The 24,668-nt window shown below is 60.7% G+C and carries 26 protein-coding genes and 1 tRNA gene; 5 read left to right on the top strand and 22 right to left on the bottom strand.

Translation table 11 applies throughout. The features are described from left to right. Positions 1-61 precede the first annotated feature (61 nt). The 6 genes from NITMOv2_RS08800 to NITMOv2_RS08775 all read right to left on the bottom strand — a co-directional run bounded on the left by NITMOv2_RS08800 (position 62) and on the right by NITMOv2_RS08775 (position 8,211). Entirely contained in the window at positions 62-1,477 is a 1,416-nt protein-coding gene (locus NITMOv2_RS08800) for a sigma-54-dependent transcriptional regulator (protein WP_053379514.1), read from the bottom strand. Continuing rightward, positions 1,474-2,727 (bottom strand): two-component system sensor histidine kinase NtrB, encoded by a 1,254-nt coding sequence (locus NITMOv2_RS08795; protein ID WP_053379513.1) that lies wholly within the window; start codon positions 2,725-2,727, stop codon positions 1,474-1,476. The genes NITMOv2_RS08800 and NITMOv2_RS08795 overlap by 4 nt, the downstream gene beginning before the upstream one ends. Continuing rightward, on the bottom strand, positions 2,724-4,898 hold the full coding sequence (locus tag NITMOv2_RS08790; RefSeq protein WP_053379512.1) for a tol-pal system YbgF family protein: 2,175 nt from the start codon (positions 4,896-4,898) through the stop codon (positions 2,724-2,726). The genes NITMOv2_RS08795 and NITMOv2_RS08790 overlap by 4 nt, the downstream gene beginning before the upstream one ends. A gap of 160 nt (positions 4,899-5,058) precedes the next feature. Continuing rightward, entirely contained in the window at positions 5,059-6,471 is a 1,413-nt protein-coding gene (locus NITMOv2_RS08785; protein ID WP_053379511.1) for a sigma-54-dependent transcriptional regulator, read from the bottom strand. Positions 6,472-6,857: 386 nt separating this feature from the next. Further along, positions 6,858-7,748 carry a thiamine pyrophosphate-dependent enzyme gene (locus NITMOv2_RS08780; RefSeq protein ID WP_053379510.1) on the bottom strand — a complete coding sequence of 297 codons (891 nt, stop codon included), beginning with the start codon at positions 7,746-7,748 and terminating at the stop codon, positions 6,858-6,860. An 88-nt stretch (positions 7,749-7,836) separates the two neighbouring features. Continuing rightward, entirely contained in the window at positions 7,837-8,211 is a 375-nt protein-coding gene (locus tag NITMOv2_RS08775) for a hypothetical protein (RefSeq protein WP_053379509.1), read from the bottom strand. 433 nt (positions 8,212-8,644) lie between these two features. On the opposite strand from NITMOv2_RS08775, the gene NITMOv2_RS08770 reads away from it, so the two are divergent. After that, entirely contained in the window at positions 8,645-11,653 is a 3,009-nt protein-coding gene (locus NITMOv2_RS08770; protein ID WP_053379508.1) for a DUF748 domain-containing protein, read from the top strand. A gap of 103 nt (positions 11,654-11,756) precedes the next feature. Continuing rightward, positions 11,757-11,832: transfer RNA gene (locus NITMOv2_RS08765), tRNA-Thr, on the top strand. Positions 11,833-12,009: 177 nt separating this feature from the next. On the opposite strand, the gene NITMOv2_RS08760 is transcribed toward NITMOv2_RS08765, so the two are convergent. The 4 genes from NITMOv2_RS08760 to NITMOv2_RS08745 all read right to left on the bottom strand — a co-directional run bounded on the left by NITMOv2_RS08760 (position 12,010) and on the right by NITMOv2_RS08745 (position 14,825). Continuing rightward, positions 12,010-12,594 carry an outer membrane beta-barrel protein gene (locus tag NITMOv2_RS08760; RefSeq protein ID WP_053379507.1) on the bottom strand — a complete coding sequence of 195 codons (585 nt, stop codon included), beginning with the start codon at positions 12,592-12,594 and terminating at the stop codon, positions 12,010-12,012. 21 nt (positions 12,595-12,615) lie between these two features. Next, positions 12,616-12,864, bottom strand: a complete 249-nt coding sequence (locus tag NITMOv2_RS08755; RefSeq protein ID WP_053379506.1) for a hypothetical protein — start codon at positions 12,862-12,864, stop codon at positions 12,616-12,618. Between the two features lie 202 nt (positions 12,865-13,066). Continuing rightward, positions 13,067-13,720 carry a Tgt2/MlaC family protein gene (locus NITMOv2_RS08750; RefSeq protein ID WP_053379505.1) on the bottom strand — a complete coding sequence of 218 codons (654 nt, stop codon included), beginning with the start codon at positions 13,718-13,720 and terminating at the stop codon, positions 13,067-13,069. Between the two features lie 505 nt (positions 13,721-14,225). Continuing rightward, positions 14,226-14,825 (bottom strand): hypothetical protein, encoded by a 600-nt coding sequence (locus tag NITMOv2_RS08745; protein WP_053379504.1) that lies wholly within the window; start codon positions 14,823-14,825, stop codon positions 14,226-14,228. A gap of 163 nt (positions 14,826-14,988) precedes the next feature. Between NITMOv2_RS08745 and NITMOv2_RS08740 the strand changes: the two genes are divergently transcribed. Continuing rightward, positions 14,989-15,555 carry a PilZ domain-containing protein gene (locus tag NITMOv2_RS08740; RefSeq protein ID WP_053379503.1) on the top strand — a complete coding sequence of 189 codons (567 nt, stop codon included), beginning with the start codon at positions 14,989-14,991 and terminating at the stop codon, positions 15,553-15,555. Between the two features lie 65 nt (positions 15,556-15,620). On the opposite strand, the gene NITMOv2_RS08735 is transcribed toward NITMOv2_RS08740, so the two are convergent. Then, the gene (locus NITMOv2_RS08735) at positions 15,621-15,980 is read right to left on the bottom strand and encodes a hypothetical protein (RefSeq protein WP_053379502.1); all 360 of its coding nucleotides are present in this window, start codon (positions 15,978-15,980) and stop codon (positions 15,621-15,623) included. 469 nt (positions 15,981-16,449) lie between these two features. Between NITMOv2_RS08735 and NITMOv2_RS08730 the strand changes: the two genes are divergently transcribed. Continuing rightward, a complete protein-coding gene (locus NITMOv2_RS08730; protein ID WP_053379501.1) occupies positions 16,450-16,674 on the top strand; it encodes a hypothetical protein in 225 nt (74 codons plus the stop codon). A 121-nt stretch (positions 16,675-16,795) separates the two neighbouring features. Here NITMOv2_RS08730 and NITMOv2_RS23415 read toward each other — a convergent pair whose 3' ends face one another. Next, positions 16,796-17,158, bottom strand: coding sequence for a hypothetical protein (locus NITMOv2_RS23415; protein ID WP_145976242.1), 363 nt, complete (start codon positions 17,156-17,158; stop codon positions 16,796-16,798). After that, a complete protein-coding gene (locus tag NITMOv2_RS23410; protein WP_145976241.1) occupies positions 17,140-17,319 on the bottom strand; it encodes a hypothetical protein in 180 nt (59 codons plus the stop codon). Before NITMOv2_RS23410 ends, NITMOv2_RS23415 begins: the two co-directional genes overlap by 19 nt. Before the next feature lie 93 nt (positions 17,320-17,412). On the opposite strand from NITMOv2_RS23410, the gene NITMOv2_RS24650 reads away from it, so the two are divergent. Then, positions 17,413-17,847, top strand: coding sequence for a J domain-containing protein (locus tag NITMOv2_RS24650; protein ID WP_053379499.1), 435 nt, complete (start codon positions 17,413-17,415; stop codon positions 17,845-17,847). An 82-nt stretch (positions 17,848-17,929) separates the two neighbouring features. Here NITMOv2_RS24650 and NITMOv2_RS25000 read toward each other — a convergent pair whose 3' ends face one another. From NITMOv2_RS25000 to NITMOv2_RS24985, 9 genes are all read right to left on the bottom strand, one after another. After that, a complete protein-coding gene (locus NITMOv2_RS25000; RefSeq protein ID WP_187299412.1) occupies positions 17,930-18,076 on the bottom strand; it encodes a HEPN domain-containing protein in 147 nt (48 codons plus the stop codon). Next, the gene (locus NITMOv2_RS24995; protein WP_083447880.1) at positions 18,015-18,341 is read right to left on the bottom strand and encodes a HEPN domain-containing protein; all 327 of its coding nucleotides are present in this window, start codon (positions 18,339-18,341) and stop codon (positions 18,015-18,017) included. The genes NITMOv2_RS25000 and NITMOv2_RS24995 overlap by 62 nt, the downstream gene beginning before the upstream one ends. Further along, a complete protein-coding gene (locus NITMOv2_RS08710; RefSeq protein WP_202967335.1) occupies positions 18,325-18,669 on the bottom strand; it encodes a nucleotidyltransferase domain-containing protein in 345 nt (114 codons plus the stop codon). The genes NITMOv2_RS24995 and NITMOv2_RS08710 overlap by 17 nt, the downstream gene beginning before the upstream one ends. 198 nt (positions 18,670-18,867) lie before the next feature. Then, positions 18,868-18,990, bottom strand: coding sequence for a DUF433 domain-containing protein (locus NITMOv2_RS24990; protein WP_420799896.1), 123 nt, complete (start codon positions 18,988-18,990; stop codon positions 18,868-18,870). A gap of 145 nt (positions 18,991-19,135) precedes the next feature. Beyond that, positions 19,136-19,747, bottom strand: coding sequence for a hypothetical protein (locus tag NITMOv2_RS08705; RefSeq protein ID WP_053379497.1), 612 nt, complete (start codon positions 19,745-19,747; stop codon positions 19,136-19,138). Between the two features lie 40 nt (positions 19,748-19,787). Then, a complete protein-coding gene (locus NITMOv2_RS08700) occupies positions 19,788-21,293 on the bottom strand; it encodes a type I restriction-modification system subunit M (RefSeq protein WP_053379496.1) in 1,506 nt (501 codons plus the stop codon). Further along, on the bottom strand, positions 21,286-23,154 hold the full coding sequence (locus NITMOv2_RS08695; RefSeq protein ID WP_053379495.1) for an ATP-binding protein: 1,869 nt from the start codon (positions 23,152-23,154) through the stop codon (positions 21,286-21,288). Before NITMOv2_RS08695 ends, NITMOv2_RS08700 begins: the two co-directional genes overlap by 8 nt. Beyond that, entirely contained in the window at positions 23,151-24,503 is a 1,353-nt protein-coding gene (locus NITMOv2_RS08690) for a restriction endonuclease subunit S (RefSeq protein ID WP_053379494.1), read from the bottom strand. The genes NITMOv2_RS08695 and NITMOv2_RS08690 overlap by 4 nt, the downstream gene beginning before the upstream one ends. Continuing rightward, positions 24,500-24,658 (bottom strand): type I restriction-modification enzyme R subunit C-terminal domain-containing protein, encoded by a 159-nt coding sequence (locus NITMOv2_RS24985; RefSeq protein ID WP_083447879.1) that lies wholly within the window; start codon positions 24,656-24,658, stop codon positions 24,500-24,502. The genes NITMOv2_RS08690 and NITMOv2_RS24985 overlap by 4 nt, the downstream gene beginning before the upstream one ends. Positions 24,659-24,668: the final 10 nt, after the last annotated feature.

Here is a 24,668-nt window from a genome sequence, read left to right as displayed (position 1 = left end):
AAGCTGTCTGGCTGCCGATCACCCGGCATCGAATGCCGCCCGGCAATCTTTACCGCCCCCCCTAGGGATGGCTCGCCGGCATGGGCGGCGCCGCCTCACGATATTCGCGCAGCTTGTTCCGCAGGGTCCTGATGCTGATGCCCAGCTCTTTGGCTGCATGGGTGCGGTTGTCCTTCACCCGGGCGAGCGTCTTAAAGATCAGCTCGCGCTCCATTTCCCAGAGGGACCCGTTCGACGGCGCAGCGACCGGCGCCATGGGAGCCGGGAGTGGCGGCGCCTCTCCCCGTGCTTCCGTCGGACAATGTTCGGAGAGGATCGGCCCATGGCCCGCCAGCAGCACGGCCCGCTCCATGACGTTCTCCAACTCGCGCACGTTGCCCTTCCACGGCAGCCGCTGCAAATGGGCGATCGCGCCCTCGGACAGCGCCGGCTGCGGGAGGCCGTTGCGCGCGGCGGACTGCGCCGCGAAATGCCGCGCCAGCAGCGGAATATCGACCGGGCGCTCACGCAGCGGCGGCACCGTGATCGGAAAGACGTTCAAGCGATAGTAGAGGTCTTCGCGGAAGCGCCCCTGCTCGACTTCCCGGTAGAGCGTGCGGTTGGTGGTGGCGATCACGCGAATGTTGACCGGCACCGGCTCGCGGCCGCCGACCCGGTCCACTTCCCGCTCCTGCAGCACGCGCAGGAGCTTGGCCTGCAACCCCAGATTCATTTCGCTGATTTCGTCCAGCAACAACGTGCCGGTATGGGCCATTTCGAATTTGCCGATCTTTCTGATGAGCGCGCCGGTAAAGGCGCCGCGTTCGTGGCCGAACAGCTCGCTCTCCAAGAGCCCGTCCGGCAAGGCGGCGCAATTCACCGCGATGAACGGCCGGTGCGCGCGCGGGCTGCGGCTGTGAATGAAGCGGGCCAGCAACTCCTTGCCGGTGCCGCTTTCCCCGTGGATCAAGACGGTCGCCTGGCTGGCCGCGACCCCTTCGATGGTGCTCAGCAGCCTCGCCATGCCCGGGTCCTGCGTGAGGATGGCGCGCTGCTCCGGGATGCCGGCCGGCTGGGGGACGCCGCTCTCGCGCCCTTCTTTGAGGTTCGCAATCACCCGTTCGAGAAGATCCATCGAAAAGGGCTTCAGCAGATATTCGCTGGCTCCCTGCTTCATCGCCTCGACGGCCGTCTCGACGGTGCCGTACGCCGTCATCAGCACGATGAGGGTCTGCGGCGCGCGGGCCTTCATCTCCTTGATGGCGTCCAAGCCGGTCATGCGCGGCATTTTCAAATCCGTCAGCACGAGCCAGGGACGAAACCGGCCGATCCGTTCCAGCGCGTCGGCTCCGTCGATCGCGCCCTGCACCTCGTAGCCGAGGCGGCGGACGGATTCCATGAGCGCGGTCCTCATCGATGGGTCATCGTCGACGATGAGCACCCGCTCGGCGCTGTCCTGTGTCTCCCCGGTGAGGTTCTCGATGTCGCGGTCGTTCATTGGGCCGACTCCTCGACGCAGACACACGTTTGGACGGCGGCCGGCGGAAGCGCGCGAAGCGGAGCCGGATGGGGCAAGACGAGGGTGAACGTGGTGCCGCGGCCCGGCGCGCTGTCGACGTCGATGTGCCCCTGGTGGGCTTCGACGATGGCATGGACGATCGCCAGGCCGAGGCCGGTGCCTTCGTCCTTGGTCGTGAAAAATGGATCGAAGATCCGCGAGCGATGGGAAGGATCGATTCCGTCGCCGGTGTCGGCCACCGTCAGGCGAACGGCCGGCACGCCGAGCGCCGATTCCGCTTCGTTCGTGAGGCTGACGGTCAACCGGCCTCCGGCCGGCATGGCTTGCACGGCGTTGACGATGAGATTCAGGCACACCTGTTTCATCTGACCCTCGTGGCACCAGATCAAAGGGATGCGCGGATCGAGATCCAAGCGGATATCGACCGGGGCTTTCGCGATGGCGTGGGCCGCCAAGGTCAGCGAGTCGAGGATCAGTTGCTCCGCGTGATGCCAGGCGCGCGGGGCGCGATCGGGCCTGGTATAGAGGAGGAGGTTGGCCAAGAGGCGGTCCATCGCGTGCACGGACTGGGAAATCTGTTCGGCGTATCGCTGCACGGAGGGACGGTCGGCCGAATCCCGCCTCACCATCGAGGCGAAGAGTTCGACGCTGCCGAGCGGATTGCGGATTTCGTGGGCGATGCGGCCGATCATCTCCCCCATCGCCGCCAGCCGCTCGCGGCGCCGCAGTTGCTCTTCCAGCAGGCAGACGCGGGTGACGTCGTGCAGCAGCACGAGGCTCCCCGACGCGCCGCCCGCCTCCGCCGTGAGCGGCGCGCCGGTGATCGTCACGACTCTGGATCCGATCCGCTGCGGCCGGTCGGACGACGTCAATCCGGCGGCCCGCAAGACGTCCTCCGCCGGGCGACCCTGCAGATCGCCGGCGTGTCCGGCGCCCAAGAAAGCGGCGGCCGCACCGTTGGCGCGGGTGACGACGCCGGCGCCGTCCAGAACCAGGACGCCGGTGGAGAGCGATTCCAGAATGCCGTCCAGATGTCTGCGCATGGCCTCGTTGACGTGGAGCTGGCGCCGCAGGGCCTCGTTGCTCTGCGCCAGCTCGAGATCCATTTGCTCCACGCGCGCGGTCAGCGTGCTGTAGGATTGCTGCAGCGTGTGGGCGGCCTCGTCGAAGCTCTCAAACGCCGCTTGCAGCAAGGCCCGTTCACCGGCATCCCACGTCGCTGTCGTCATAGCCCCTCCTCACCCGCCGGGCGGCGCGCGGACTGCACGCTGCCCTTCAAGGACGATGAATACCGATTGATGAGCTGGTCGTCGGTGGCGCCGACTTCCGCCAGCGCCACGGTGGCGCGATCGTATTGCTTCAAGGCCTGCCAATGTTTGGCGGTCTGGAGATGCACCCATTCCGCCTGCCGGGCCGTCGGCTTTTTGTCGAGCGCGGCCTGGTACGCCGCGATCGCCTGCTCGTGGCGGTCCAGCCGGGACAACTGGTCGGCATAGGCCAGGAGCACGTCGGCGGTCTGGGTCGCGCCGGCCTTCAACGCCTCCTGATAAGCCAGCGCCGACTCTTCAAATTGCTCCAGTTGCCCGAGGGTCTCGGCCAGATTGATGTACATGCGCGGGCGCTCCGGATGTTGCGGGTGATGCTGCAACCAATGGCGGGAGAGCAGGAGCAACCCTTGCCAGTCGCGCTGCCGTTTCAACGCATCGACGAGCAGGCGCAACACGTCGGTGTCGTGCGGCCCGCCCGGAAACTGGAACCGGTAGCGCTCCAGCACTTTGCGCGCCGCCTGCGGGTCCTGCTGATCCAGGTAGGTGCGGCCCAGTCCCACCAACGTCGGCTCCACGACGGCCGGGTTCTTCGTGGTTTTGATCAAGTGCTGATACAACCGGACGGCCTCGAGTGAAAATCCCAGGCGGCGATGGGCCTCGGCGATGTCGAGCAAAAGCGGCGACTGCGCGTACAATTGGTCGGCGATCGGGCCGTGCCGGTGAAAGAGGGTCACGACGGTCAGATCGTCGCGGGATTTCAACGCCGCTTCCATCCAGGGCTTCAGGATCGTCGCCAGCCGCTCGGAGGCCTTGAGCGGCCAGGGATCGTCCGCACGGCCGCTGCGCAGCGCCGCTTCCTTGTACATCATCAACGCACGGCCCATGTCGTCGGCCTTTTCGTAATACCGGCCGAGATGGAAGAGGGCTTCGGTGCCGGTCGGGTCCTCGGCATGCTGAATGGCGATCGCCTGGAGCGTGGCGCGAAACGCCGCGTCGGTTTGGTCGGGGACGGGCGCCTGATGCATCATGGCCGCGACGGTCAATTCGACCGAATTGTCTCCGGCCGGTTTGATGCGGTCCGCGCGCAAGGTCGCGAGGCGCATCCGCGCGATCGTCTCCTGCGGCGTGTCGCGATAGAGGGACGGAAGCAGCGCATAAAAGAATTCGGCGAGCGCCGGATGAGAACCGGCCGCCAGGCTGTCGCCCGCGTGCAGGAGGGCCGCCGGCGCGAACTCGTGGCGCGGATAGAGATTGTAGAACTGCACCATGATGTCCCGCGCGGAGGCGTCGTGATGCAGCGCCGCGAGCGTGACGGCGAACCGCTGCATGGCGAGCGGGTCGAGCCGGAAGAGTTTCGTCCACCGGCGGTAGGCCACGTCGTAAAAGGCCTGCGCCTCCGACGCGCGGCGCTGGCGATAGAGCGCATGGGCCAGCCCGATCGTCGCGCGCTGCGACAGCGCGTCATGATCGGCGCGTTTCCGGAGCGTGACGAAGGCATGCTCCGCGTCGTTCCACTTGCGCATGGCCATGAAGGCGGAGCCCAGGCCCAGGAGGGCACGATTACCGTCATAGGGCAAGTGCAGCGATTTGGCCATCGCCTGTTCATAGGCGGCCTGCGCTTCGTGCAGCAGCCCTTGCTCCAGATACAGGTCCGCGATCCGCCAGGCGGCGCGGCGCGCGTTCTGCGACTGCGGATGAGTTCTCAGCAGCGCTTTGTAGGCGTGAATGGCGTCGGTGCGCCCCTGACTGGTGCGGTCGCCGCGGAGCGCCAATTCGATGAGAAAGGCCTGCGCCGACGGGAGGAGCGGGCTGTTGGGATACTGTTTGACGATGGTTTCGAAGGAGCGGCGTGCGTCCGCCCACATTCCTTTGGCGTAGGCCGCGTGGCCTTCCTGCCACGCGAGGCCGTCGATGCCCTGCGGCTGGCCCTCGCCGCGCGGGCCCTCATCGGGCAACGGCGGACCGGGCGGTTCGGGCGGTTCAGCCTGCTGCGCGGCAGAGCCGCGGTCCGGCGCGTTCGGCTGGGCCGGTTTCTCTGCCGCCGGGCGCGGCGCTGGCTGTCCCGCCGCCAACGGAGGAACGGCGAGCCAGCAGAGGATCAGCAGCGCATATCGTACGGCACGGCGATTCACAGCCCTTGCCGGTCAGCAAAGACCATGCCCCCTTGCCGGGAGAGGACAATTCTGCTGAAAGCCGGGAAAATTTCGCCCGGTGGGAACCGGAGCCCGCTGCGGCGTCAGAATGCCCGTCAGGGAATCCGCCCAGCCGTCAAGCCTTTGACGTGGGCAGGGATCAATTCGGCAGGCCCTCGGCGTGGGATTTCGGATCGACGCCCTTCCGCTTGAGCTTTTCCACCAGCGTGGTGCGGTTCAGGTGGAGCAGCTGCGCCGCCCTGGTCGTGACGCCGTTGGCCTTGCGCAGCGCCTCGACGATGAGTTGATGTTCGTATTGTTCGACTTCTCTGGAGAGGTTGATGCCGTCCTCGCTGAAACGGATGAACTGTTCTTTCAACTCCGGCGCGGCGGCCGGCTTCCGGTAAATTTTTTCGGGCAGGTCGCTCGCCGCCAGCACGCCCTGCTTTTTCAAGACGACCAGGCGCTCGACCATGTTTTCCAATTCACGGATGTTGCCCGGCCAGTCGTAGTCCGTCAGCAGGCGCAGCGTCTCGGGCTCGAGCCCGGTCACGTTCGTCTGTTTGGATCGGTTGAAGCGGGCCAGAAAGTGGTCGATCAGGAGCGGAATATCGCTGCGGCGCTCGCGCAACGGCGGAATGACGATGGGAATCACGTTGAGCCGATAGAACAGATCCTGCCGGAAGCGCTTCTCCTCCACCAGCTTTTCCAGATCCTGATTCGTCGCGGCCACGATGCGGACGTCCACGTGAATCGTCCGGTTCCCGCCCACCCGTTCGAACTCGCGTTCCTGGAGGACCCGGAGCAGCTTCACTTGCAGCGGCAGGCTCATCTCCCCGATCTCGTCGAGGAAGATCGTGCCGCCGTTCGCCACCTCGAACCGGCCCATGCGGGTGTGGGTGGCGCCGGTGAACGCGCCCTTCTCATGGCCGAAGAGCTCCGATTCGAGCAGCGTTTCGGGAATCGCTCCGCAATTGACCGGCACCAGCGGGCGGTCCTTGCGCAGACTGTTGAAGTGCAGCATCCGCGCGACCAGTTCCTTGCCGGTGCCGCTCTCGCCCTGGATCATCACGGTGCTGTCGCTGTCCGCGACCTTGCGCACGAAGTCGAGCACCTGGCGCATGGGCTCGCTGGTGCCGACCAATTGTTCCAGCTGATACTGCTCGCGCACCGCTTTGCGCAGCAGATGGTTTTCCTGGCGGAGCCGGTGGAACTCCACCGCCTTCCGCACGACGACGGCGACGGTGTCGGGGTCGAAGGGTTTCGTGATGAAATCGAACGCGCCCGCCTTCATCGCGCGGACGGCGGTTTGAATCGTGCCGAAGCCCGTCATCATGATGGGAATGATCTTGGCGTCGAGCCGCGCCAGGCGATCGATGATGTCCAGGCCGTCGATGTCCGGCAGCTGATAGTCCGTGAGGGCGATCTGGACGGGCTGATCTTTGGCGAGCTGGAGCCCCGTCGCGCCGTCGACGGCAAGCGAGACGCTGTATCCTTCCTGGGCGAGGGTTTCCTGAAGGATGTCCCGAACGGCCGGATCGTCGTCGATGACTAAGATGTGGGCGTGACTCATCCGTGCCTAGGAACCCAGCGAAAAGACGGCCTAGGATAATGATGTCCGTCGATCATTGCAAGTGAGTGTTCGATCCTCCCGGCGACTCCTTTCCGTGACAGGTCCGGAACCGTGCGCAGGGAGCGCCGTTCTCCTCCGGAATCTCACCACATCCGCCGGTGTCGTCATTGGATGATCATGATGCGCCCCCCGGATGAGCGACGCTTCGCCCGCTTGCCCCCACACATTGGCCAGTTCACCTGCGCCATGGCCGAGCCAGGCCTGCGTGACGTCGCCCGGCTTTGCGCATGCGAGCGACACCACCGTCAGCAGGAACAGCCCGCTCCTCGCGGGCCCGCGGCGCTTCATCCGGTCTCCAATCCGCCGGCACATACGGCTCGGCCTGGCTACGCCTTTACCCCGCTCGAAGCCGGCTTCGGGAGAAACTCCCGATACCCGTAGCGCTCGGCCAAATACTGCTTGGCGTCCTCGCTCACATACTCCTGGAATTTGTAGCGGTCATCTTCCACCGCCTTGGCGTCTTCCATGACCTTGTCGGTCGCAATGGCATATTCGATATTGCAAGACGTATAAGCCTGGATGTAGGTCGGTCCCACTTCGCGCGCGATCAGCACCGCTTTCTTGATGACGCTCTCTACGCGCCGTGGATTGTTCGGCACAACCGTGGCGACATAAGCGCAGCCGGCCAGCTTCGCCATGGCGACCATGTCCATCTTTTCGAATTTCTTGCCGAGCGGAGCCATCTTGAGCACCGCGCCTTTCGTCGTCATGCCGCTCTCCTGCCCGCCCGTATTCCCGTACACTTCGTTGTCCAGCATGATGGTGGTGAACCGTTCCTTGCGGAACCACGAATGGAGCACCTGCTGGAATCCGATGTCGGCGGTGCCGCCGTCGCCCGCCATGACCACCACATCCTTCGGTTGGTCGCCGAACCGGATGCGGAGGCCGCGCGACAGTCCGCTCGCCACGCCGTTCTGGTCGCCATAGTTCCCATAGACGAACGGAATCGCCGCTTGTGAGATCGCGAGCCGCCCGCAGCCGGCCGTGCCGACCGTAATCGTGTCTTCAGGATTGGGGAATGCGATGATGGCCAACCGGATAAACAGCGTCATGGCGCAGCCGGCGCACATCGGATGCTCCTCAAGAATCTCCTTGAACGTGCCCATCTGGGACACCGTCGTTTTCTTTCCAAACGGACCCTGCTTGACCATGTCCTGGTATTCTTTCGGCATAAACCGGTCGAACCCGGGCGTGAACTTCACATAGTTTAGGCTCATCCGATCCCTCGCTTTCTCTCATTATGCGCCGCGCCTGCGGCGCTGAAGATTGTCGATGTGTGCGCGCACGACCGGGCTTGCCGGCGCTTCAACTGCCTCGTCCGGCCAGCACGCCGGATCGCAGCCCGATCGTCTTCTTGATCTCCTCCACGATAATTTCGGGAGGCATCGTCATGCCGCCGCAGACGCGCGGCCCCGCGACCACCCGTTCACTGCGCGGGATGGTGGCTTTGATTTCACGCGCCATCCAGCCGATGACGTTGAACTCGGGCACGATGATGTGCGCGGCGTGCTTGGTCGCTTCGCGCAGCTCCTCTTCCGGCCAGGGCCGCAGCGTCTTGATCTTCACCAGGCCGACCCGAATGCCTTCGTCGGCGAGCCCTTTGCGTTCTTGGTACCGAGGATTGCCTGCTGTTCCATGGATGATCCTTTCCGAGTCTCCTGCGCCGCAAAAGCCTTTCATGCCGCGGTCTACTACAACACGATGGACCCGGCATGCCTGACGTTCGACGGACGTAGGACTCAATCGCGTGAGGGGCGACGCGGCGGAGACTGGGGAATCTGGCGCGCGGTGTAACAGGTCGGCAGCGCGAGAGATGGGACAGTCGGCGTGGCGTAGTTGCTCTGCACACCGTACACGCGACCGGACGGCGTGTCAAAGCGGTCGGAAGCCTTCCACAGCGTAGGCCGCTGTATGTACTGGAGAATAATTATTTTCAGCTTGAGCGCCCGGTGTAGGGTGGTCGCCAGGTAACCGCCTCCTTGCGAGGGATCAGGCCCAGGACGACTCGCAAGACTCTCCTTGCTACCGTGTCCTCTCCGCGAGAGTCAGGGCCAGGGTTCGGTACAGTAGATCACCTACGCGCTCGGGGCTATGATCGGCAAGGGGACCTGCGATGATACCGAGGAGGCTGGAGAAGCCGGAGTTCCGGCCGATACAGGTCAAAGCCGAACCCCATTCGGATTCTCAAGGACCTCAGCACTTCACTCCCGGCACCGCCAGAGCCGCCAAGTGGACGCTAATCCTCGCGGCCTGCCTCGTGCTGTACGCGCTCGTTGGGTTTCTCATCGCCCCGCCCATTTTCCGTGCTTACCTCGACTCCACCCTCAGTGAACGGCTCCGCCATCCGGTCACGGTGAAAGAGGTCGGACTCAACCCCTTCACGCTGTCACTCACCATCCGCGATCTCGCCGTGTGGGGCGACGATGCGCACGCATTGCTCGGATTCGAGGAACTGTACGTCAATGCGGAGCTGATGTCGGTCATCAACTGGGCGCCAACCTTCTCCGCCATCACGCTGCGCTACCCCTTTGTCGTCCTCAGGGTGGACCAAGCGGGCCGGGTCAATCTCCTTGAATTATTCCCCGCTTCTGTTCCTTCAGACAGCGGGCGGGAAACGCCCGCGCCGGTGCCCGAGTCCCGCAGCCTGCCCAGTCTTTTCATCGAGCGTTTGCATATCGATCAAGGCATCGTGGAATTCCACGACGAATCGAGGCCGACGCCTTTCGCGGCGGACCTTGTCCCGGTGACCGTGACGCTGCGGAACTTCAGTACGGTGGCAAACAGTCCCAATACCCTGCGCCTCGCCGGAGAGATGGGCCCGGGCGAGCGGATCGAGTGGGAGGGCTCTGTCCACTTCACACCCATGCAGTCCACCGGTACGCTGCGGATCGCCAAGCTCGGCATGCGCTCCTTGTGGGAGTACGTGCAGGACGCCGTGAGGTTCGAAATTGCAGACGGAATCCTCGATGTGAGCGCCGACTACGACGTGGGGTGGGACGGCTCTGCTCTCCGGGCCTCGCTTACCGGGGGCACCATGACGGTGGCGGGTTTGAGGCTGACTGAAAAAGACGATCCGCTCCCCCTCGTCACCGTGCCGCTATTCGAAGTGACCGGGATCGAGGGAGATCTCGGCACACGACGTGTAGGATTCGCCTCGCTCCGTTCCCGCGATGCGCACGTCATCGGATGGATCGATGAGCAGCGGCGAGTCAACGTTCAAGAGCTCTTTGCCAGTGCCCAGAACGCAGCGCCTGTGAGCATGGCAGAGGCGGAAGCACCGCCTCGAACGCCCTCATGGAGTGTGACGATCGGCAGCGTCTCCATCGAAAACTACAGCCTGGCGCTCGAAGATCGTCAGACGCTTCCGCCGGTGCGTGTCGAGTTCGAGCCGGTGAGCTTCACCGCTCGGAACCTGAGCAACGAGCCGGGTGCCAAGGCTGCCGTCGCCCTCTCTGTCCGGGTTAATGACAAGGGCATGGTCACGGCGGCAGGCAGCGTCGTGCCCGCGCCGCTGACGGCCGACATGGATGTCCAGGTGTCACATCTTCAGCTTCCCGGCTTTCAGCCGTATGTGGATCAGCTGGCCCGGCTCTCCGTCGAAAGCGGCGCCGCCACACTCGATGGCCATGTGTCGTATCGGAGCGAGACCGACCAGAGGCCCGTCATTCGTTTTACCGGACAGGCCAGCGTGACGGAGCTCCGAACCAAGGACCGGCAGTTAGAACAGGACTTCTTGAAATGGGACGCGTTGCACGTACGCGGCTTACAGGTCGACGTGAAGCCGATGCACATCGGTATCGCGGAGGTCGTCGCGCAACGGCCGTATCTCCGATTCATCATCGGACAGGATCGGACTACGAATGTCTCGCAGATCATGACGCGCGCCGACTCCGTCGCTTCCGAAGGCGGCACTCGAGTGGCGCCCGCCGCCCCGGGACAGGGACTTGTCCCGATTCAGGTGGAAGCCGTGCGCCTGATCGATGGATCGGCCCATTTTGCCGACTATTCGGTCGAGCCGAGTATCGACACAGGGATCGAAGGCCTCCGTGGCGGCATCACAGGGCTTTCTTCACAGACGCTGGCTCGAGCCGCCGTCCGCCTGCGCGGGAATGTCGGCCGCCATGCGCCTGTGTCTATTGACGGCAGGATCAATCCCTTGAGCGACGACCCTTTTACAGATGTCTCCGTGCGATTCAAAAACGTCGACCTGACCGTGCTGTCGCCCTATGCCATGCGGTTCGCGGGGTATGCCATCAAACAGGGAAAGGCGTCGGTAGACCTTCAGTACCAGTTCTCCAAGAGCACGCTCGAAGCGGAAAACAAGGTGGTTCTCGAACAGCTGACCCTCGGTGACAAGGTGGAGAGTCCGGATGCCACCTCACTCCCGGTGAAACTGGCGGTGGCGTTGCTGAAGGACCGGAACGGCGTAATCCACATCGATCTCCCCGTGCGCGGTAACCTGCAGGATCCCGAGTTTCAGTACGGCCGAGTGTTGGTCGGTGCGCTCATGAACGTGGTGAAAAAAGCCGCCATGGCGCCGTTCCAGACCGTGGCGAGGCTCGTGGGGGGAGATGACGATGAGTTGAGCGCGGTGCCGTTTCCAGTCGGCGATAAAGCGCTGACGCCGGCCGGCGAGAAGCACCTCGCGGCACTCGCGAAAGCCCTGCACGAGCGCCCCGAGCTTCGGCTCGAAGTCGCGGGCGCCGCGGATGCCGAAGCCGATCGGATCGCTCTCGCCAACCGGAAGCTCACCCGTGAGCTGATCTCGATGAAAGCCGCAGGGCCACGAAGCACGCCGCCGCAAGAGGATTCCGGCGCGGTGCAGTTAACCGACGCCGAAGAGGCGGACCTTATTCGAACGATGTACGCCAAAAGGTACGGCAAGGTGCCCGCGCGGGAGGCCGCCCCGCCGGAGGCGCTCAAGGATCGGTTGCTTCAAGGCATTGCGGTGGACGACGACGAGATCCGGGATCTGGGGCGGGAACGGGCTAGACAGATCGAGGACTATCTCGTGGTCCGCGAAGGGATCCCCCCGGAACGGATCTACGTGCAGGATGTCAACGTGGATGCCAAGGCCGAAGACGGGCGTGTCGCCATTGCCCTCGCGCTCGATGCCGGCTAGCTCTCTTGCTCCACAGCCTCTTCCCAATCCGCACGCCATCTACAGCCGCATCTAACGTGCCATCCGTTGATTGCGTGCTGTGACTATGCGAAACTTCTTGCAGGCTGGCGTAGCTCAATCGGCAGAGCAGTGGTTTTGTAAACCACCGGTTGGAGGTTCGATTCCTCTCGCCAGCTCCATACCAACCTTCGGTTGATCCGGCGGCTAATTTGAGGCTTATCGTATTACGCCGCCGGATGCGCACCTCCAGCAATCTTTATCTCCTTGTCCCGACCCGGAGCCCCTACAAATTGTTCTTGGCGACGGGATAAAACCCTCCAGTGGTTCGGTTGATCGGGCGGCTGATCTGACCTGTATTAGAAGCGGACGCCCAGGTAGAATGCCGACATCACGTTCGTGTGGAGATCGACTTCCCGCCCTCCGATCCGGACGGTTTCGCCGAGCGACGTGAAGTTGAGCAGGAAATCGGCCGTGAGCGCCAAGCGGGGCGTCACGGCATAGTCGATCCCGACACCGATCGGCATCAAGAACGACCCATACGTGTTCGCCACGCCGCTGTCGGTATCCTTGATGCCGGCGCGGACGAAACCGAGGCCGCCTTGGAGGATGAGCTTCGCCGGACGGTCGAACCCGGAGATGTCCCACCAATACCTGGCTTGCGCCGACAGGCCGAACAGAAAATCGTTCCCCGCGCCGGCGTACTGCGCCAACGGACCGAGGGAAAACCGCGGGGCGACAAAGTAATCGGCGTGGCCGTTGAAGGCAAATTCCGCCGCGCCGTCGGGCGTATTGCCGACAAACCCGAGCCCCGCTCCGGCGGACCATTGTCCCGGCCCGGGCTCGCCGGCGCCGGCCGGAGCGGAGCCCGCCAGAGCAACGCCGGCGAGCCAGCAGAGAACGAGCAGACGCCGCGCAGGCGAGAGAATTTTTTCGCGGCCCATGCTGACGCTCTCTCCCAAGCGTCAGCCGTGGTGCCGGCGGCCCACGGGTTTGGCCGCCGACGGCCGCCGGCCGTCGAAGAGAAAGAGGGCGTCGGCGGAACCGAACTCCTTGCGGTCCTGCAAGTCGCCGGCCTCCGCATCGAGCAGGTGCAATTGCTCGCGCAACGCGACCAGATCGACGTCGGAGAGTCCCTCCCCGTCTTCGCGCAACTGCCGATACAGGCTCCGGCTCCCGGCGATGAAATCCTTCACGGCTCGTTGAATGCTCATCGGACGACCCTCCCGTTTCGTGATGCCCCCTACTATCGCTCCCCCTGACCGTGGCGCAGGCCTGGGAAGAACCCTGGTTGAGCATACCGGCTCTCCTGCATCCCGGCCGCTGGAGAAAGCCCACGCGGACCTTGGAATGCATGCCGATGCTGCGGCCGGAGTCGCGGGGATGGAAATCAAACTGCGGGGAGAATGTCCACTGTTACGGCGCCACGGGCGTTTCGAAGGTTTTTACAAGGAGGGCTTTTTCTCGCATTCGCTTGACCAACCCCGGATACGAAACATCCCGGATGATGGCGGCGAACTGCGCCCGGTAGTTGCGGACGACGCTGGCGCCGTCGATGACGACGTCGTACACGAGCCACGTGCCCGAGCGGTCGGCCAGACGAAAATCCACCAGCGTGTCGATCTTGCGTCCGGCGAGCTTCGTCCGCACTTCGGCGACACGGTCGTCCCGCAGCTCGGCGAGGTACAACACCTGCTCGTCGGTATAGGCGTCGATCTTGCCGGCGAACGAGTCACGGAGCAACTGGACGAACAGATCCACGAACTCCTGCCGCTCAGGCCGCGTCAGATTCAGCCAGTGCCCGCCCAAGGCCTGTTTCGCCATCTCTTCGTAACTTACCCGTTCGCGGACCACCTGCTCGATCCGCCGCCGCCGCTCGGCCATCCGCTCCGGCTGTTTCAACGTCTCGTTCGTGAGAATGCCGATCACCTGCGCGATGGTGCTGCGCACCGACTCCATCGGCGATTGCAGGGCGGCGGCCCCGGCCGTCCCCGCGGCGGCGAGCCACGCCGCCATCCCGATGATGATGCTCCAGGCGAAGAGGCGACGGGTGCTTGCCATCGGGTTCATAGTCCCTCCGATTAAGAGGTGATCGTGCTGCCGGCAGGAGGCGCAAGATCAATGCCCCACGGAAGGGCGCGGCCGATTGTGGGCATCCGACAAAACCGCCATGAACTCGCCGGGGTAGCGGCTCGCCCGGAACGGCGCTCGCTACTGGAAGCATCGGGAACGAACGAAAAAGTCCCCTGTGTGGCGGGAATCACTCAGATGAGACGCCGCCGGTGGCGGAGTACGCCGGCGAAGAGAAAGAGCGGGGATCGCTTCAACGAACGTCTCTTAGTTACTGCATAGACTTAAAGCGATACATGAGCACGACGGTTGTGGCTCATGGCACTGTTGGGATGAGAGACTCGTCCTGGACAGCCATACCGACAGCGTACGCGAAGGGAAGCGGGAGGGAAAGTCCATGAGGGCCGACATCCGGAAAACGCCGGCGCCTAAGAAGGCCCGCCGCTCTGCAGGATCATCTCTGCGAACAACCGTTCCATCGGCTCCGCCCGCTTATCGCGGACCGCTACTTCATCTTGCCGGGGTCCTGATACACCATTAGGTGCGCGTATGGCGTCCCCTCGAACATGATGTACACGCCGGACGGATTGGGCTTGGTCGGCAGCTTGGTCGCCGCCGCTTCGAACGGCCACATCACCATCCAGTGCGGCGGTTCGGACACCACCTTCGCCCCTTCACTCGACATGACGACCTGACCGTCTTTTTCGTAGTGCGAGCCCCCGCGCGCCATGTAAGCGATACCGGGCACCGTGTTGGTGGGCTTCGGGGCGTTGTTCATGAGATCGCTCATCCATTGCTGGACGGCCGCATCCATGCACATGGGATCTGGTTCGGGCAGGTTCATGACGGTCGGGATACAAGTAAAGCCGTTCTGGCTCTTCCTCGTTTCCGTGAGCTTCCCGTCCGGCCCATAGATCATGACGCCGGCGTCCTTGGCGATATGCGAAGGCGCGGCGCTCAAGGCCAGCTTGGTCTGTTCCGCCTCGGACAGACTTTTCACTTCCTTCACCGCCCCTTTCTTGCCGGCTTGCCGTCCGGCATCCGCGAGAGCGGGAACGAAGCATGCGGTGACGACCATGATGAGGAATAGCGTTCGGTTTGTCATAACACCTCCAGCGCTTGTCGGTATGGATGCTCTAGGCTAGCGCGGAGGAACAGTGAAATCCAGCCTCCTCTCTCCCCCCTTTCGGGGTACGCTCTTCGGGTAATGTCCGATTTCGCCGATCCGGATAGGCTTCTTCCACACGGTTGAAATGGAGGAAGCTCTCATGACGAATCGGATCCATCCCATGCGCCGCCACAGCCGCTTTCCGGTCCGCTGGCCCGTCGTGTACGGCGACGATGAATTCGTTTCCGAAGGAACCGTCCTGGACGTCACTCACATCGGCTGGCGCATCGCGGGGTCCATGCTCGTCTCGCCGGGCATGCGGCTGACGCTGCAACTGCAGATCCCGGGCAAAACAGACCCGGTCCGAGTGGAGCGGGCCGCCGTCCTCTGGGTCCGGCAGTTTGAGTTTGCGATCGAAGTGGAGGAAATGGCCCCGGCGGATCAGGCCTGGCTCACGGACTTTCTGGAGGAAAAGCTGGGCCTGGCCTGGCAGACCCGCGCCGGCCAGCGGCCGCCGTCGTCGCGCGTGGAGCCGGCGGACATGAAGGCCTGCACCGCTCACCAGAGAACCGGCCCGGCCGACATGCTGGAGCCCGAACCCCTCGCCGCCTCCTACCGACTCATGCAGGAGATCGGGCGGCAATCGGCGCAACGACTCTTCCAGGCCATGGAGTCGATCAAAGCGCAGCGGGCCCGCACGGGCCGGGACATCGTCGCCGAGAACTAGACGACGCCTGGTGATGCTTCAAATCAACGCTTCTTGGAACACGCGTGGCGCCACCTTTTTCTCACTCATAATGTCGATTCACTCAGCCATTTGATGGCGGATGACAAGTCATTATAGAAGACACGGTAATCGCCTTCGCCGAAGGCCAAGCGGGCCAGGTACGCCAACTTGCTGTTCGGCACGACGACCGCCCGGCGCAGTGTGACCGGGCCGAGCTGGGCGTCCAGTTGCCGTTGCGCGAGCGGCACGTCCACCGGAGGCGCTTCCATTTCCAGTGTGTCGTACAGCACCTTCCCCCGTCGCGCATCCTTGACGAGAAACAGGACTTTCTCCTGGCACTCTTTGAGAAGTGACTCGGTGGGCTCACCCCGCACACGCGCAATGATGAGATCCCCCACCACTTCCACCCATATCTGCCCGAGCATCGCTCAACCTCCTAACGATCGGGGACGCAGCGACAGGATCACGTAGACAGCAGGACACCGCCGATACGGTAGACGAACTCCGCGCCGAATCGCAAGGTATGCAGGCGGGCACAGCTCGCGCTCCTTCGTAAGAGAGCGCCGCACTCAAGCCGGCAGGCAATGGAGTATCATGCGACTGGAGCCGGGCCGTCCTCCGAGGTGACCCGTTCATGGTTTCCGCTTCTAATAGCGTTCTCAGTCACGGCCTTGGCGGTATTGTTCAGACGCTCGATCGTACGAAAGCCGCCGCGCCTGCCCTACCGCAAAGCTGAATCTATTTGGCCTCGCAGCTACCGAAGACCTTTCGAATAGCTGCCCTTTTCTTCTCCTCAATTCGTTGAAGGCACCCAGGGGTTGGCCGAGCTACACAAAGAGTGGATCGGATTGTTATGGGTACTCATGTGGCGAGTCTCACGAAAGGAGCACGACCATGACACGGCAACAACCAGAGGCACGAGAGGAAACCGTGGACCGGAAGACGACCCGGCAGGCGCGTGTGTACCGGCTGGCCCAGGCGCGCGCGCTCGCGCGTGCCCGCATCGCGGCCGGGCCGAACGCCAGTGAGGAAGAGATTCTGTCACGACTCGACCGAACGCCCGCCGGCCAGATTATTCCCTCGGACGAGGATTTCGAGGCCGTGCGCGACGCGGCTTGACGACAAGAACTGCTTCGATTCACCGCGATGGGCGACGGGGAAAGGTAAGCCGGGGACTTTGACGGGGACTCCGGCTTCCGCAGTCACGCCGCACATCCGGTGCTCCATGAAAAGTACTCTGTCAGCGCAAGACATCGGCCAACGCTTGCCATTCTTTGGAAAGGCCGACAGAATCCGCCATGCCTCTCAAGTGCTCTCTCTCACGCTCGCTAGGCTGTTTCGTCCGAAGAATCTGTTCGGCATCGAGACGATCTTGTGGCCCGCCGGCATAGAGCTTCAGCACGACGAGCGCCTGCCAAGAAACGGTCGGCACCATGTGGCCCATGATGGAGAGTTGCTCGACGTCATGAAAAATGAGCTCGGTCAGCGCGGGGGAAAGAGGACCAATTGAAGAGGCACCACCTCGGGCGACGGTCCGATCGTGAGATGGATCACGCCGCGCTTCCAGCCTGGTGACGCTCTCGATTAACGCTTCTTGGAACACGCGTGGCGCAACGCAACAGCGGCGTCGGAGAGATCCAGCGCCAGCCGCAGGCGTTGTTCAGGAGTGAGCCGCCGAGCCCCATCGAGCTTCTGCTGTGTCAGTCGCTCGCCCAGCTTGCTGGGCCGGCGGGATGGAGGATCGGATCGGGATAGCTCATTCATCGTGACGCCATTGTACATGAACGCCCAGAAAGCCACTAGGAGGAGAACGGACGCGGCTTGATTTCAGACACGCTCGGTTCTAGGATTTTAGGTATGCATGAGCCGCTGGAGAAAGACTACTACGCCGTGCTGGGCGTCCCCCGGGCGGAGACCCTTCCGCGCATCAAGAGCGCCTACCGCACGCTGGCCAAGCAAACCCACCCCGACCACGCCGGCGTTCCCAGCCGCGAACGATTCGAGGCGATTCAGGAAGCCTACGAGGTGCTGTCCGACCCGGACAGGCGGGAAGCCTACGATGCGTCGTTGGATCGCCGGCGCCCGAGTCGTCGAGCCATGGCCGTCGAACCGGAGCCGTTGGTCCCCACCCGGCCCCGTTCACGAGTCTCGTGGCCCGAGCCGCTGGTGCCGGAGCAGGCGGAAGTGCTTGGGAGCCGCCCCTCGCCTATGACCTTCGCCGATGACTTGGCAGACGACGTGGAACGGCTCTTCGAGGCCCTGATGTGGGGACTCCGCCCAGGGCGATACTAAAGAAAGTCCTGTCCCAGCCGATTTTTTCTTTTTCTCGAAGCTTTGGAAAACTGCTGTCTCAAAGAAGCCATCCGTCGTCCCCTCAAAGCACCTCGCGCGGCAACAATTTCCGCACCGACTCTCGTACCTGGCGAGCCATCGCAACGGCCTGCTCTGCCTCAGACCGGTCAATCGGGTCCCAATCCCCGGGATATCGGGCTTCGATGGTGTAGCGATTCAGGGGTTGCACGTCGTGCGGACTGAGGCCGAGGCCCAGCGGCCAGCGCGAGATTGAGCAAAACCACAAGATCATGGGATCGAGGAGCATCGAGCTGCCGAGAAGCAAGCCAGCCCTTCAGATACTTCTCGACACACTGCTGAGCATGAAAACAGACGGTGTCAAACGGGCAGTCTTCGTCGCGGATGGTGAGGGTGTGTTCCGCGTTTCGCAGATCATGTTCTGCCTTTTCAACCCACTGTCTGACCTGCTGGAGTGCGTCACGCGGCTCGGTCATACAGGACCAATCCCTCGAGCGCTGCGGGACGTAAGACCGACCCGACCTGATGACGAGCCCGTTCAAACTCTTCTGGAGTCACCACGATGAGATCCAGGGGAATTCGTCTATCCGCGAGCGCGCCGTCGATTTCAGTCGCTTTCCGCCGCTTGGAGCCTTTCACCGGCATGACGATCAAGAGGTCCACGTCGCTGTCGGGACCTGCCTGGCCTCGCGCGTGCGAGCCGAATAGAATTATCTTGTCGGGGTGAAATTGGGCGGCAATCCGCCGCACCATTTCGCGGATGGAATCTTGAACGGGAACGGAAGTGGCTACTCGCTCAGCCATGAATTGCCTCGTGAAGGATGCGGAAACTGTACTCTATTTCTTAGCCATCGGTCATCTGTGCCCCAAATGACCCCAGTCTTGCATTCCAAAGCTTTTGGACGATGGCGGAAGACTCATTTCGTGGTGGTCTCACTCCAAGTCATGATGCACAATTGCACTCAAGCCAAGAGGTAACAAGAAGCGCATCATAGGGCAGCCTTATGAGGTGGACACTTCATCCTGAGTCAACCACGCGGCATATTCAAGAGCCTGCCGAATATCGTTGCGTTCGAGGTCTGGGTAATCTTCGTGAATTTCCTCGAAGGTTGCACCATGGGGGATTTGACCCCCCGATTCCTCCAGTCCTATGGCCTCGGCTTACGGGGCTCCTGAAGAGGCGCCGGACCAGGGTTCGGTGAAATAGGTTGTGGCCTAGGCTTGGGGAGCTCCTGCTTTTTGTCTAACCCTTTCCGGGGTCCGTTGAGCTTCATGGATTCACCTCCTGGATAAGTGATTTCTCCCTTTGTTGCTGCGCAGCGTTGAGGTCGTAGAGCGTCGTGAGGTTCCAGCCGATGTCCCTGCCTTTCTTCACCTCATTTTTGTAGTAGCTATAGACTTTCACAACCTCCACGGCCTGTTTCAATCTGACGTCGTAATGAAACTGGTTGTTCTCACCGGGCTCGACCTCGCATGCCCCGAGGGTCTCTTCCCATTCGTCTGATGGCCACCGAAATTCTCGTTCGTTGTTGCTGGGAAAGGGACCTGGATCGTCTTTGAGGACATCTCTTCCAGCTGGCTTCACATATTGAATCCGCAACTGTCCTTTGACGATTTTTAAAAGCACTTGGCCTGCGTTCGTCAGCGTGACATCAACATGGAGTACGATCGTTCCATCATCAAGACGCGTGTGCGTAATATGATGCGCTAGGTTTGCTCGCGGATATCTCTGTCTTTGACGAATGAATAAAATATACCCCCAAATGCCAGTGACGATGATCGCTACAATTTGTACGAAATCATTGAGATCGCCGATTGAGTCCCATATCCACGAAATGAAGTTTGCGCTGTGAGTAAACAGTGCCGTGATAAATTCAGCCATACAGTCTTTCTAGATCCGACAGATAGGCTAACGGCTTTGCCTATTCCGCTTGGTTTGTAGCTGCCGGCCCGAGATCGTTCGCTATCAGTCTGAACTGTTCCAGCGCCGCTTCGAGGTCGTCGACGATCTCCTGCGCGATCACGTCTGGATCGGGCAAGTTGTCGGAGGCTTCGAGGGATTCGTCTTTGAGCCAGAAGATGTCGAGGCTGGCTTTGTCGCGAGCGACTAGCTCATCGTAGGGGTAGGCGCGCCAGCGGCCGTCTGGTTTCTTTTCGGACCAGGTGGCTTTCCTGTCGTGGCGGTTGGCCGGGTTGTAGCATTTCACGAATTCGTTGAGGTCCTCGCGCTTGAGCGGATTCGTCTTGAGGGTGAAGTGTTGGTTGGTACGGAGGTCGTAGATCCAGAGTTTCTTGGTCCAGGGTGTTTCGCTGGCCGGCTTCTTGTCGAAGAACAGAACGTTGGCTTTCACGCCTTGGGCATAGAAGAGGCCGGTCGGCAAGCGGAGCAGCGTATGGACGTCGCAGTCGTGCAGCAGCTTTCGGCGGACCGTTTCGCCAGCTCCGCCCTCGAATAGCACGTTGTCCGGCACCACGACAGCAGCGCGGCCGTTCACTGTCAAAATCGTCTTCACGTGCTGAACGAAATTGAGCTGCTTGTTCGAGGTCGTCGCCCAGAAGTCGTCCCGCTCGTAAGTCTCACGCTCCTTGGAGACCTCACCCTCCTGCCCGACCACCGTGTAGCTGCTCTTCTTGCCGAACGGCGGATTGGTCAGCACGACGTTGAATCGGTCCTTCGGATCTGAAGCCAGGGCGTCTGCCGCTTCGACCGGCTCAAAATCCTGTGAGCCGATACCGTGCAGCAAGAGATTCATGGCGCAGAGGCGGACGACGCCCTGAACCAACTCATAGCCCTTCAACGTTTCCTGCTTGAGCTTCTTCTTTTCGGCCTTGGTTAGATTCGGATTGTGCTTCACCACATAGTCGTGCGCCGCGAGCAAAAATCCGCCGGTTCCGCAGGCGGGGTCACAGATCGTGTCACCTGGTTTCGGCGCAACGCAGTCCACCATCGCCTGGATCAACGGACGCGGCGTGAAGTACTGACCGGCACCACCTTTCACGTCTTCGGCATTCTTTTGGAGCAACCCTTCGTAGGCGTCGCCCTTCACGTCGGCGCTCATCGCCGACCAGTCTTCCTTGTCGATCAGGTCCACGATCAAGCGGCGCAGCTTGGCGGGGTCCTGGAATTTGTTCTGCGACTTGTTGAAGATCAGTCCGAGCAAACCCTTCTCGTTGCCGAGCCTCTCCAAGCTGTGGCGGTAGTGGTCGAACAGCTCATCACCGTCCTTCTTGAGCAGGCTCGGCCAACTATATTTGTCAGGAATGGGACTCGGCTGGTTATACGGCGGCTTCGTCCGCTCATCCGCCATCTTGAGGAACAGCAAATACGTCAACTGCTCGACGTAGTCGCCGTAGCTCATGCCGTCGTCACGCAGAACGCTGCAGTAGTTCCAAAGTTTTTGGACGATTTGAATACCACTGCTAGACACTCGATAACCTCTTCATTTCTGAAAACCAACCCATAACGTCTCCGTCAGAATCAATTTGATCTAAACGTGACTTTGTCATAAGGGAGGCTGCAAGGTCATTTAGATGGACCTTCGCCTGGGAGATCTTTCTCTTGCGTGTGTTGTCATCCAACTGGGCCCATAACTTCTGACTGCCGTTAAGTGCATGTACCTTCTGGGCAACCGAAGCAGGCACATCATCGAAATCCCCAAAGTTAGATGTCAGACCTAAGGCAATACCGAACTGAGAGTACGCTTCGTTTATCGCTTCAAAATGCAAATAATTTTCCATTTCCTTCTTTGCCGTGATGAGTGCCTTACACCTGTCCCGTAAGTTGACCGCACTCGCTTCGGCTTGATACCGCGCGGCTGCTGGCGGCTGAGTATCACGGTCAAATAGGTGAAATTCAGGTCGCGCTAGCGGTTCCAAGCGAGATGTCCACAATGCCAAGGATGATCCACCCAGCGGGAAAAAGATTAACTCGCCTGAAAGCTCCATGCCTTCCAGATCTAAGACATTGACACCTGCGGATCTTAGGATCTTCGACAGGTGCTTAAGAAAAGTTATGTCGTGTCTTCCTTCGACTCCAACAAAAAGCTTGATCGAGTTATCTGGAAGAACCCCTAACGAATTAGCAAACACCTTATTAGTATCTTGCCCACCTCGACGCACCTCTCGTGTTTTGTCTGCATTTTGGTGAATGTAGCGAAGACAGCTATCCTGCAACGTCCTTGCGAGCATTGGCGTGTGTGTCGTTATGATAACTTGGTTCTGAGTGGCCAAATCCATCAAGGCACTGACTAACATGCGCTGATTGTGCGGGTGTTGGCTCGTCTCAGGTTCTTCGATGGCGTAAATTATGGGGGCACCGTCTCTTTCTCTCCCCTGCATCTCAGCCTTTGCGCGGAAGAAATTTAAAAGAATTAGGCGCTTTACACCACTTCCTCGCTTGTTAATGGGAATGTCGTCGTCCCCAGCAATGGTTGCCTTGAACAGTGACTCCCATTTTGGGGCCGTAAACTGGGCAGTCAGCTTCTGCGCCAAACTCGAGTCCATTTCCCTTAGCTTTTCCAGAGTCTTTTGCGCTATTCTCCTCACTTCTGTCTCAACGTGGGTCACGATGGCATTTAATTCATGCTCTTTCTCCTTGATAGCCTCCTTCACAGCAGCCTTCAACGGATCTTGCGCCTCAGGATCTTGGTCGGTACTTGCTCTATCTGATTTGAATAGCGCAAATACCGGCATGTGTGCCCTTATGCCTTCCCACGCTTTTTTAGCATTCTCTTCATGCAGAGGAACAAATGACGGCTGAAGCTTCAGATCGCCGATTGCTTCCCGAATTCGCTGCCGCAATTGAGCATTTATCTTCAGATCAATCCCGTCCAGGCTGATTTTCAGTTCCTTCGCTCGCTGTTTAAGTTCTGGGTTCTTTAGCTGTAGTAAATCCGAAGCTATGTCAGCGGTTGGATGAATAGCAAACGCACCAATGCTAACGCATTTAGGAGTAGCGGTATGGCCGCTATATGTCTTATGGATCTCTAATCGCCCTTCGGCGTTAAGTAGGTACTCAGCTTCAAATGTCGTGGGAAAGTCTTCATCAATAACAGCAGCAGTAGGGAGATCACTGAATTCACAGATAATTGTCAGGTCTTTCGCGTCGCCGCTCTTGCTTGCATCATTCTTATCAGGCGCACCATCGTTTAGGAATATATCGAGGGCATCCATAACCGTCGACTTGCCAACGTCATTCCTGCCAATAAAGGCCGTCAGCTGATCAAAATCAAAGGCGATCTCATCCTTGTAGCAACGAAAGTTTCGAATTCTTAACCTTGCCAGCTTCATTCCTTAATCTCTCTGACCAAGTTGGATGACCCAGTCTTGCCGGAAAAAGCATTTGCGAGAACACTCTGCTTCAAGCGTTCAGCGCGGGTGAGGTTGGCTTCGACGGTGCCTTCGAGTTCGTCAATGACGGACAGGCGGCGCTCGACTTCAGCAACAATATGCACTTGCTCTGAAAGAGGGGGGACCGGAATCGTAATGGCCCGTACGAGGCTCAAGTTAAGATTGGGCTGCACCCCGCCGGAAGCGGTCCGTCTGAGATCTTCGTATTGATTCCAGATTGCTAACTTGAGGTAATCCCGAATCTCGCCAGCACACTGGATGGCGGCAATGGCTTGGTTGGTGGTTGCATGAATGCGCAACACAGAACATTTCCCCCGTGTTCTTCCTTCGCCGTACATCGCAAGAAGGAGCGTTCCAGGCGGATAGAGACTAAGGTTTGTCTCTCTAAGGGCTGTGTCAGTCACAAACTCATCGGCTTTGTCTACATGCTCTTTGTTCAAAGCTGAACTTGTCACCCATGGAATGTGGCCACCACTGTAATACGTCGCCTTGCCTCGCTTCGGCGTGGCGCCCGTTCCTACCTCTGCGAGTTGATCTATGTTGGTCCATACCCATCCCTCCGGAAGAGTAGCCAGCCTGCTGGCGTCCGGTTTCTCTGGCTCTTGATATTTTGCTCTGCCGTTCCACTTAGTCCGACGTTCGGCCTGGATACGTTCGAGCAGTTTGCTGGCAGATTCGACATCCGGATGCTGCTTGCGCCAGCCTTCGGTCAGTTTTCCTTCGACGGCGGCTTTGAGGACGGCGGCTTTGTAACGCTTGAGGCTGGCCTTGGTGCGCTTGAGCGAGGCGACGGCTTCGTCGAGGCGGGAGAATTGCTTTTCAATCTCCGCGACGATGGCGGTCTGTTGGTTATATGGAGCAAGTGGGAAATGAAACTTTCTTAAAAACTGAAAGTGCCTGCTATAGCCTCGGCTCGGAATCTGTAGCGAGCGAAGCAAGTAGTAAAAAAACTTGGGAACATAGGCGTCATTTGGCCTCAGAATCTTTACACCTTCGGCTCCAACAGCAAACCGCCTATCAACGTACTTGACCGATCGCGTATGGTCGCCAAAAAGAATAACAGGCAGCCCACCCTCATAAGCCAAGTCCTGATCATTCGTGTAGCCTCCGATAGGCTCCTGTCCTTGATCGATTATTGGAATCGCGCCGGCTGGCAGGTACGACCCCTGTTTAATTCGCTTGCCCTTGTCGGAAACTACATCTGCAGCTTGTTCAAAGGGCAAAACATCCCAGCCCGCAGGCACAATGGGTATTGCGGGCTCAAAGATATCTTCTAATGTTTTCGTCATGCAGCCAGTACCCCGTTCAACTCATCAATAATCCTGTTCAACTCACCCCCAAAGACCTGATGCACCTTCCCTAACCCACCTTCTCGACTAAACGGCGCCAGCTCAAAGTCGTCCTTCTCGATGCTGAGATTCGCCTGCGACGTGTTCGCAGGCATCCTCAGGCAA

It is taken from the genome of Nitrospira moscoviensis, from assembly GCF_001273775.1.
Classification (GTDB): domain Bacteria; phylum Nitrospirota; class Nitrospiria; order Nitrospirales; family Nitrospiraceae; genus Nitrospira_D; species Nitrospira_D moscoviensis.
The sequence above is the reverse complement of the archived record's forward strand: the minus strand, read 5'-3'. Positions and strand labels throughout refer to the sequence as shown.

Excerpts from the sequence above, each read along its gene's own strand:
- NITMOv2_RS08745 (WP_053379504.1), bottom strand. The coding sequence starts at position 14,825 with ATGACAAACCGAACGCTATTCCTCATCATGGTCGTCACCGCATGCTTC.
- NITMOv2_RS08775 (WP_053379509.1), bottom strand. The coding sequence starts at position 8,211 with ATGAAAGGCTTTTGCGGCGCAGGAGACTCGGAAAGGATCATCCATGGA.
- NITMOv2_RS24985 (WP_083447879.1), bottom strand. The coding sequence starts at position 24,658 with ATGCCTGCGAACACGTCGCAGGCGAATCTCAGCATCGAGAAGGACGAC.
- NITMOv2_RS08800 (WP_053379514.1), bottom strand. The coding sequence starts at position 1,477 with ATGAACGACCGCGACATCGAGAACCTCACCGGGGAGACACAGGACAGC.
- NITMOv2_RS24995 (WP_083447880.1), bottom strand. The coding sequence starts at position 18,341 with ATGACCGAGCCGCGTGACGCACTCCAGCAGGTCAGACAGTGGGTTGAA.
- NITMOv2_RS08730 (WP_053379501.1), top strand. The coding sequence starts at position 16,450 with ATGACACGGCAACAACCAGAGGCACGAGAGGAAACCGTGGACCGGAAG.
- NITMOv2_RS08695 (WP_053379495.1), bottom strand. The coding sequence starts at position 23,154 with ATGAAGCTGGCAAGGTTAAGAATTCGAAACTTTCGTTGCTACAAGGAT.
- NITMOv2_RS08690 (WP_053379494.1), bottom strand. The coding sequence starts at position 24,503 with ATGACGAAAACATTAGAAGATATCTTTGAGCCCGCAATACCCATTGTG.
- NITMOv2_RS08740 (WP_053379503.1), top strand. The coding sequence starts at position 14,989 with ATGACGAATCGGATCCATCCCATGCGCCGCCACAGCCGCTTTCCGGTC.
- NITMOv2_RS08735 (WP_053379502.1), bottom strand. The coding sequence starts at position 15,980 with ATGCTCGGGCAGATATGGGTGGAAGTGGTGGGGGATCTCATCATTGCG.
- NITMOv2_RS08750 (WP_053379505.1), bottom strand. The coding sequence starts at position 13,720 with ATGAACCCGATGGCAAGCACCCGTCGCCTCTTCGCCTGGAGCATCATC.
- NITMOv2_RS08710 (WP_202967335.1), bottom strand. The coding sequence starts at position 18,669 with ATGGCTGAGCGAGTAGCCACTTCCGTTCCCGTTCAAGATTCCATCCGC.
- NITMOv2_RS23410 (WP_145976241.1), bottom strand. The coding sequence starts at position 17,319 with ATGAATGAGCTATCCCGATCCGATCCTCCATCCCGCCGGCCCAGCAAG.
- NITMOv2_RS08770 (WP_053379508.1), top strand. The coding sequence starts at position 8,645 with ATGATACCGAGGAGGCTGGAGAAGCCGGAGTTCCGGCCGATACAGGTC.
- NITMOv2_RS08760 (WP_053379507.1), bottom strand. The coding sequence starts at position 12,594 with ATGGGCCGCGAAAAAATTCTCTCGCCTGCGCGGCGTCTGCTCGTTCTC.
- NITMOv2_RS24650 (WP_053379499.1), top strand. The coding sequence starts at position 17,413 with ATGCATGAGCCGCTGGAGAAAGACTACTACGCCGTGCTGGGCGTCCCC.
- NITMOv2_RS08705 (WP_053379497.1), bottom strand. The coding sequence starts at position 19,747 with ATGGCTGAATTTATCACGGCACTGTTTACTCACAGCGCAAACTTCATT.
- NITMOv2_RS08780 (WP_053379510.1), bottom strand. The coding sequence starts at position 7,748 with ATGAGCCTAAACTATGTGAAGTTCACGCCCGGGTTCGACCGGTTTATG.
- NITMOv2_RS08755 (WP_053379506.1), bottom strand. The coding sequence starts at position 12,864 with ATGAGCATTCAACGAGCCGTGAAGGATTTCATCGCCGGGAGCCGGAGC.
- NITMOv2_RS08795 (WP_053379513.1), bottom strand. The coding sequence starts at position 2,727 with ATGACGACAGCGACGTGGGATGCCGGTGAACGGGCCTTGCTGCAAGCG.
- NITMOv2_RS08785 (WP_053379511.1), bottom strand. The coding sequence starts at position 6,471 with ATGAGTCACGCCCACATCTTAGTCATCGACGACGATCCGGCCGTTCGG.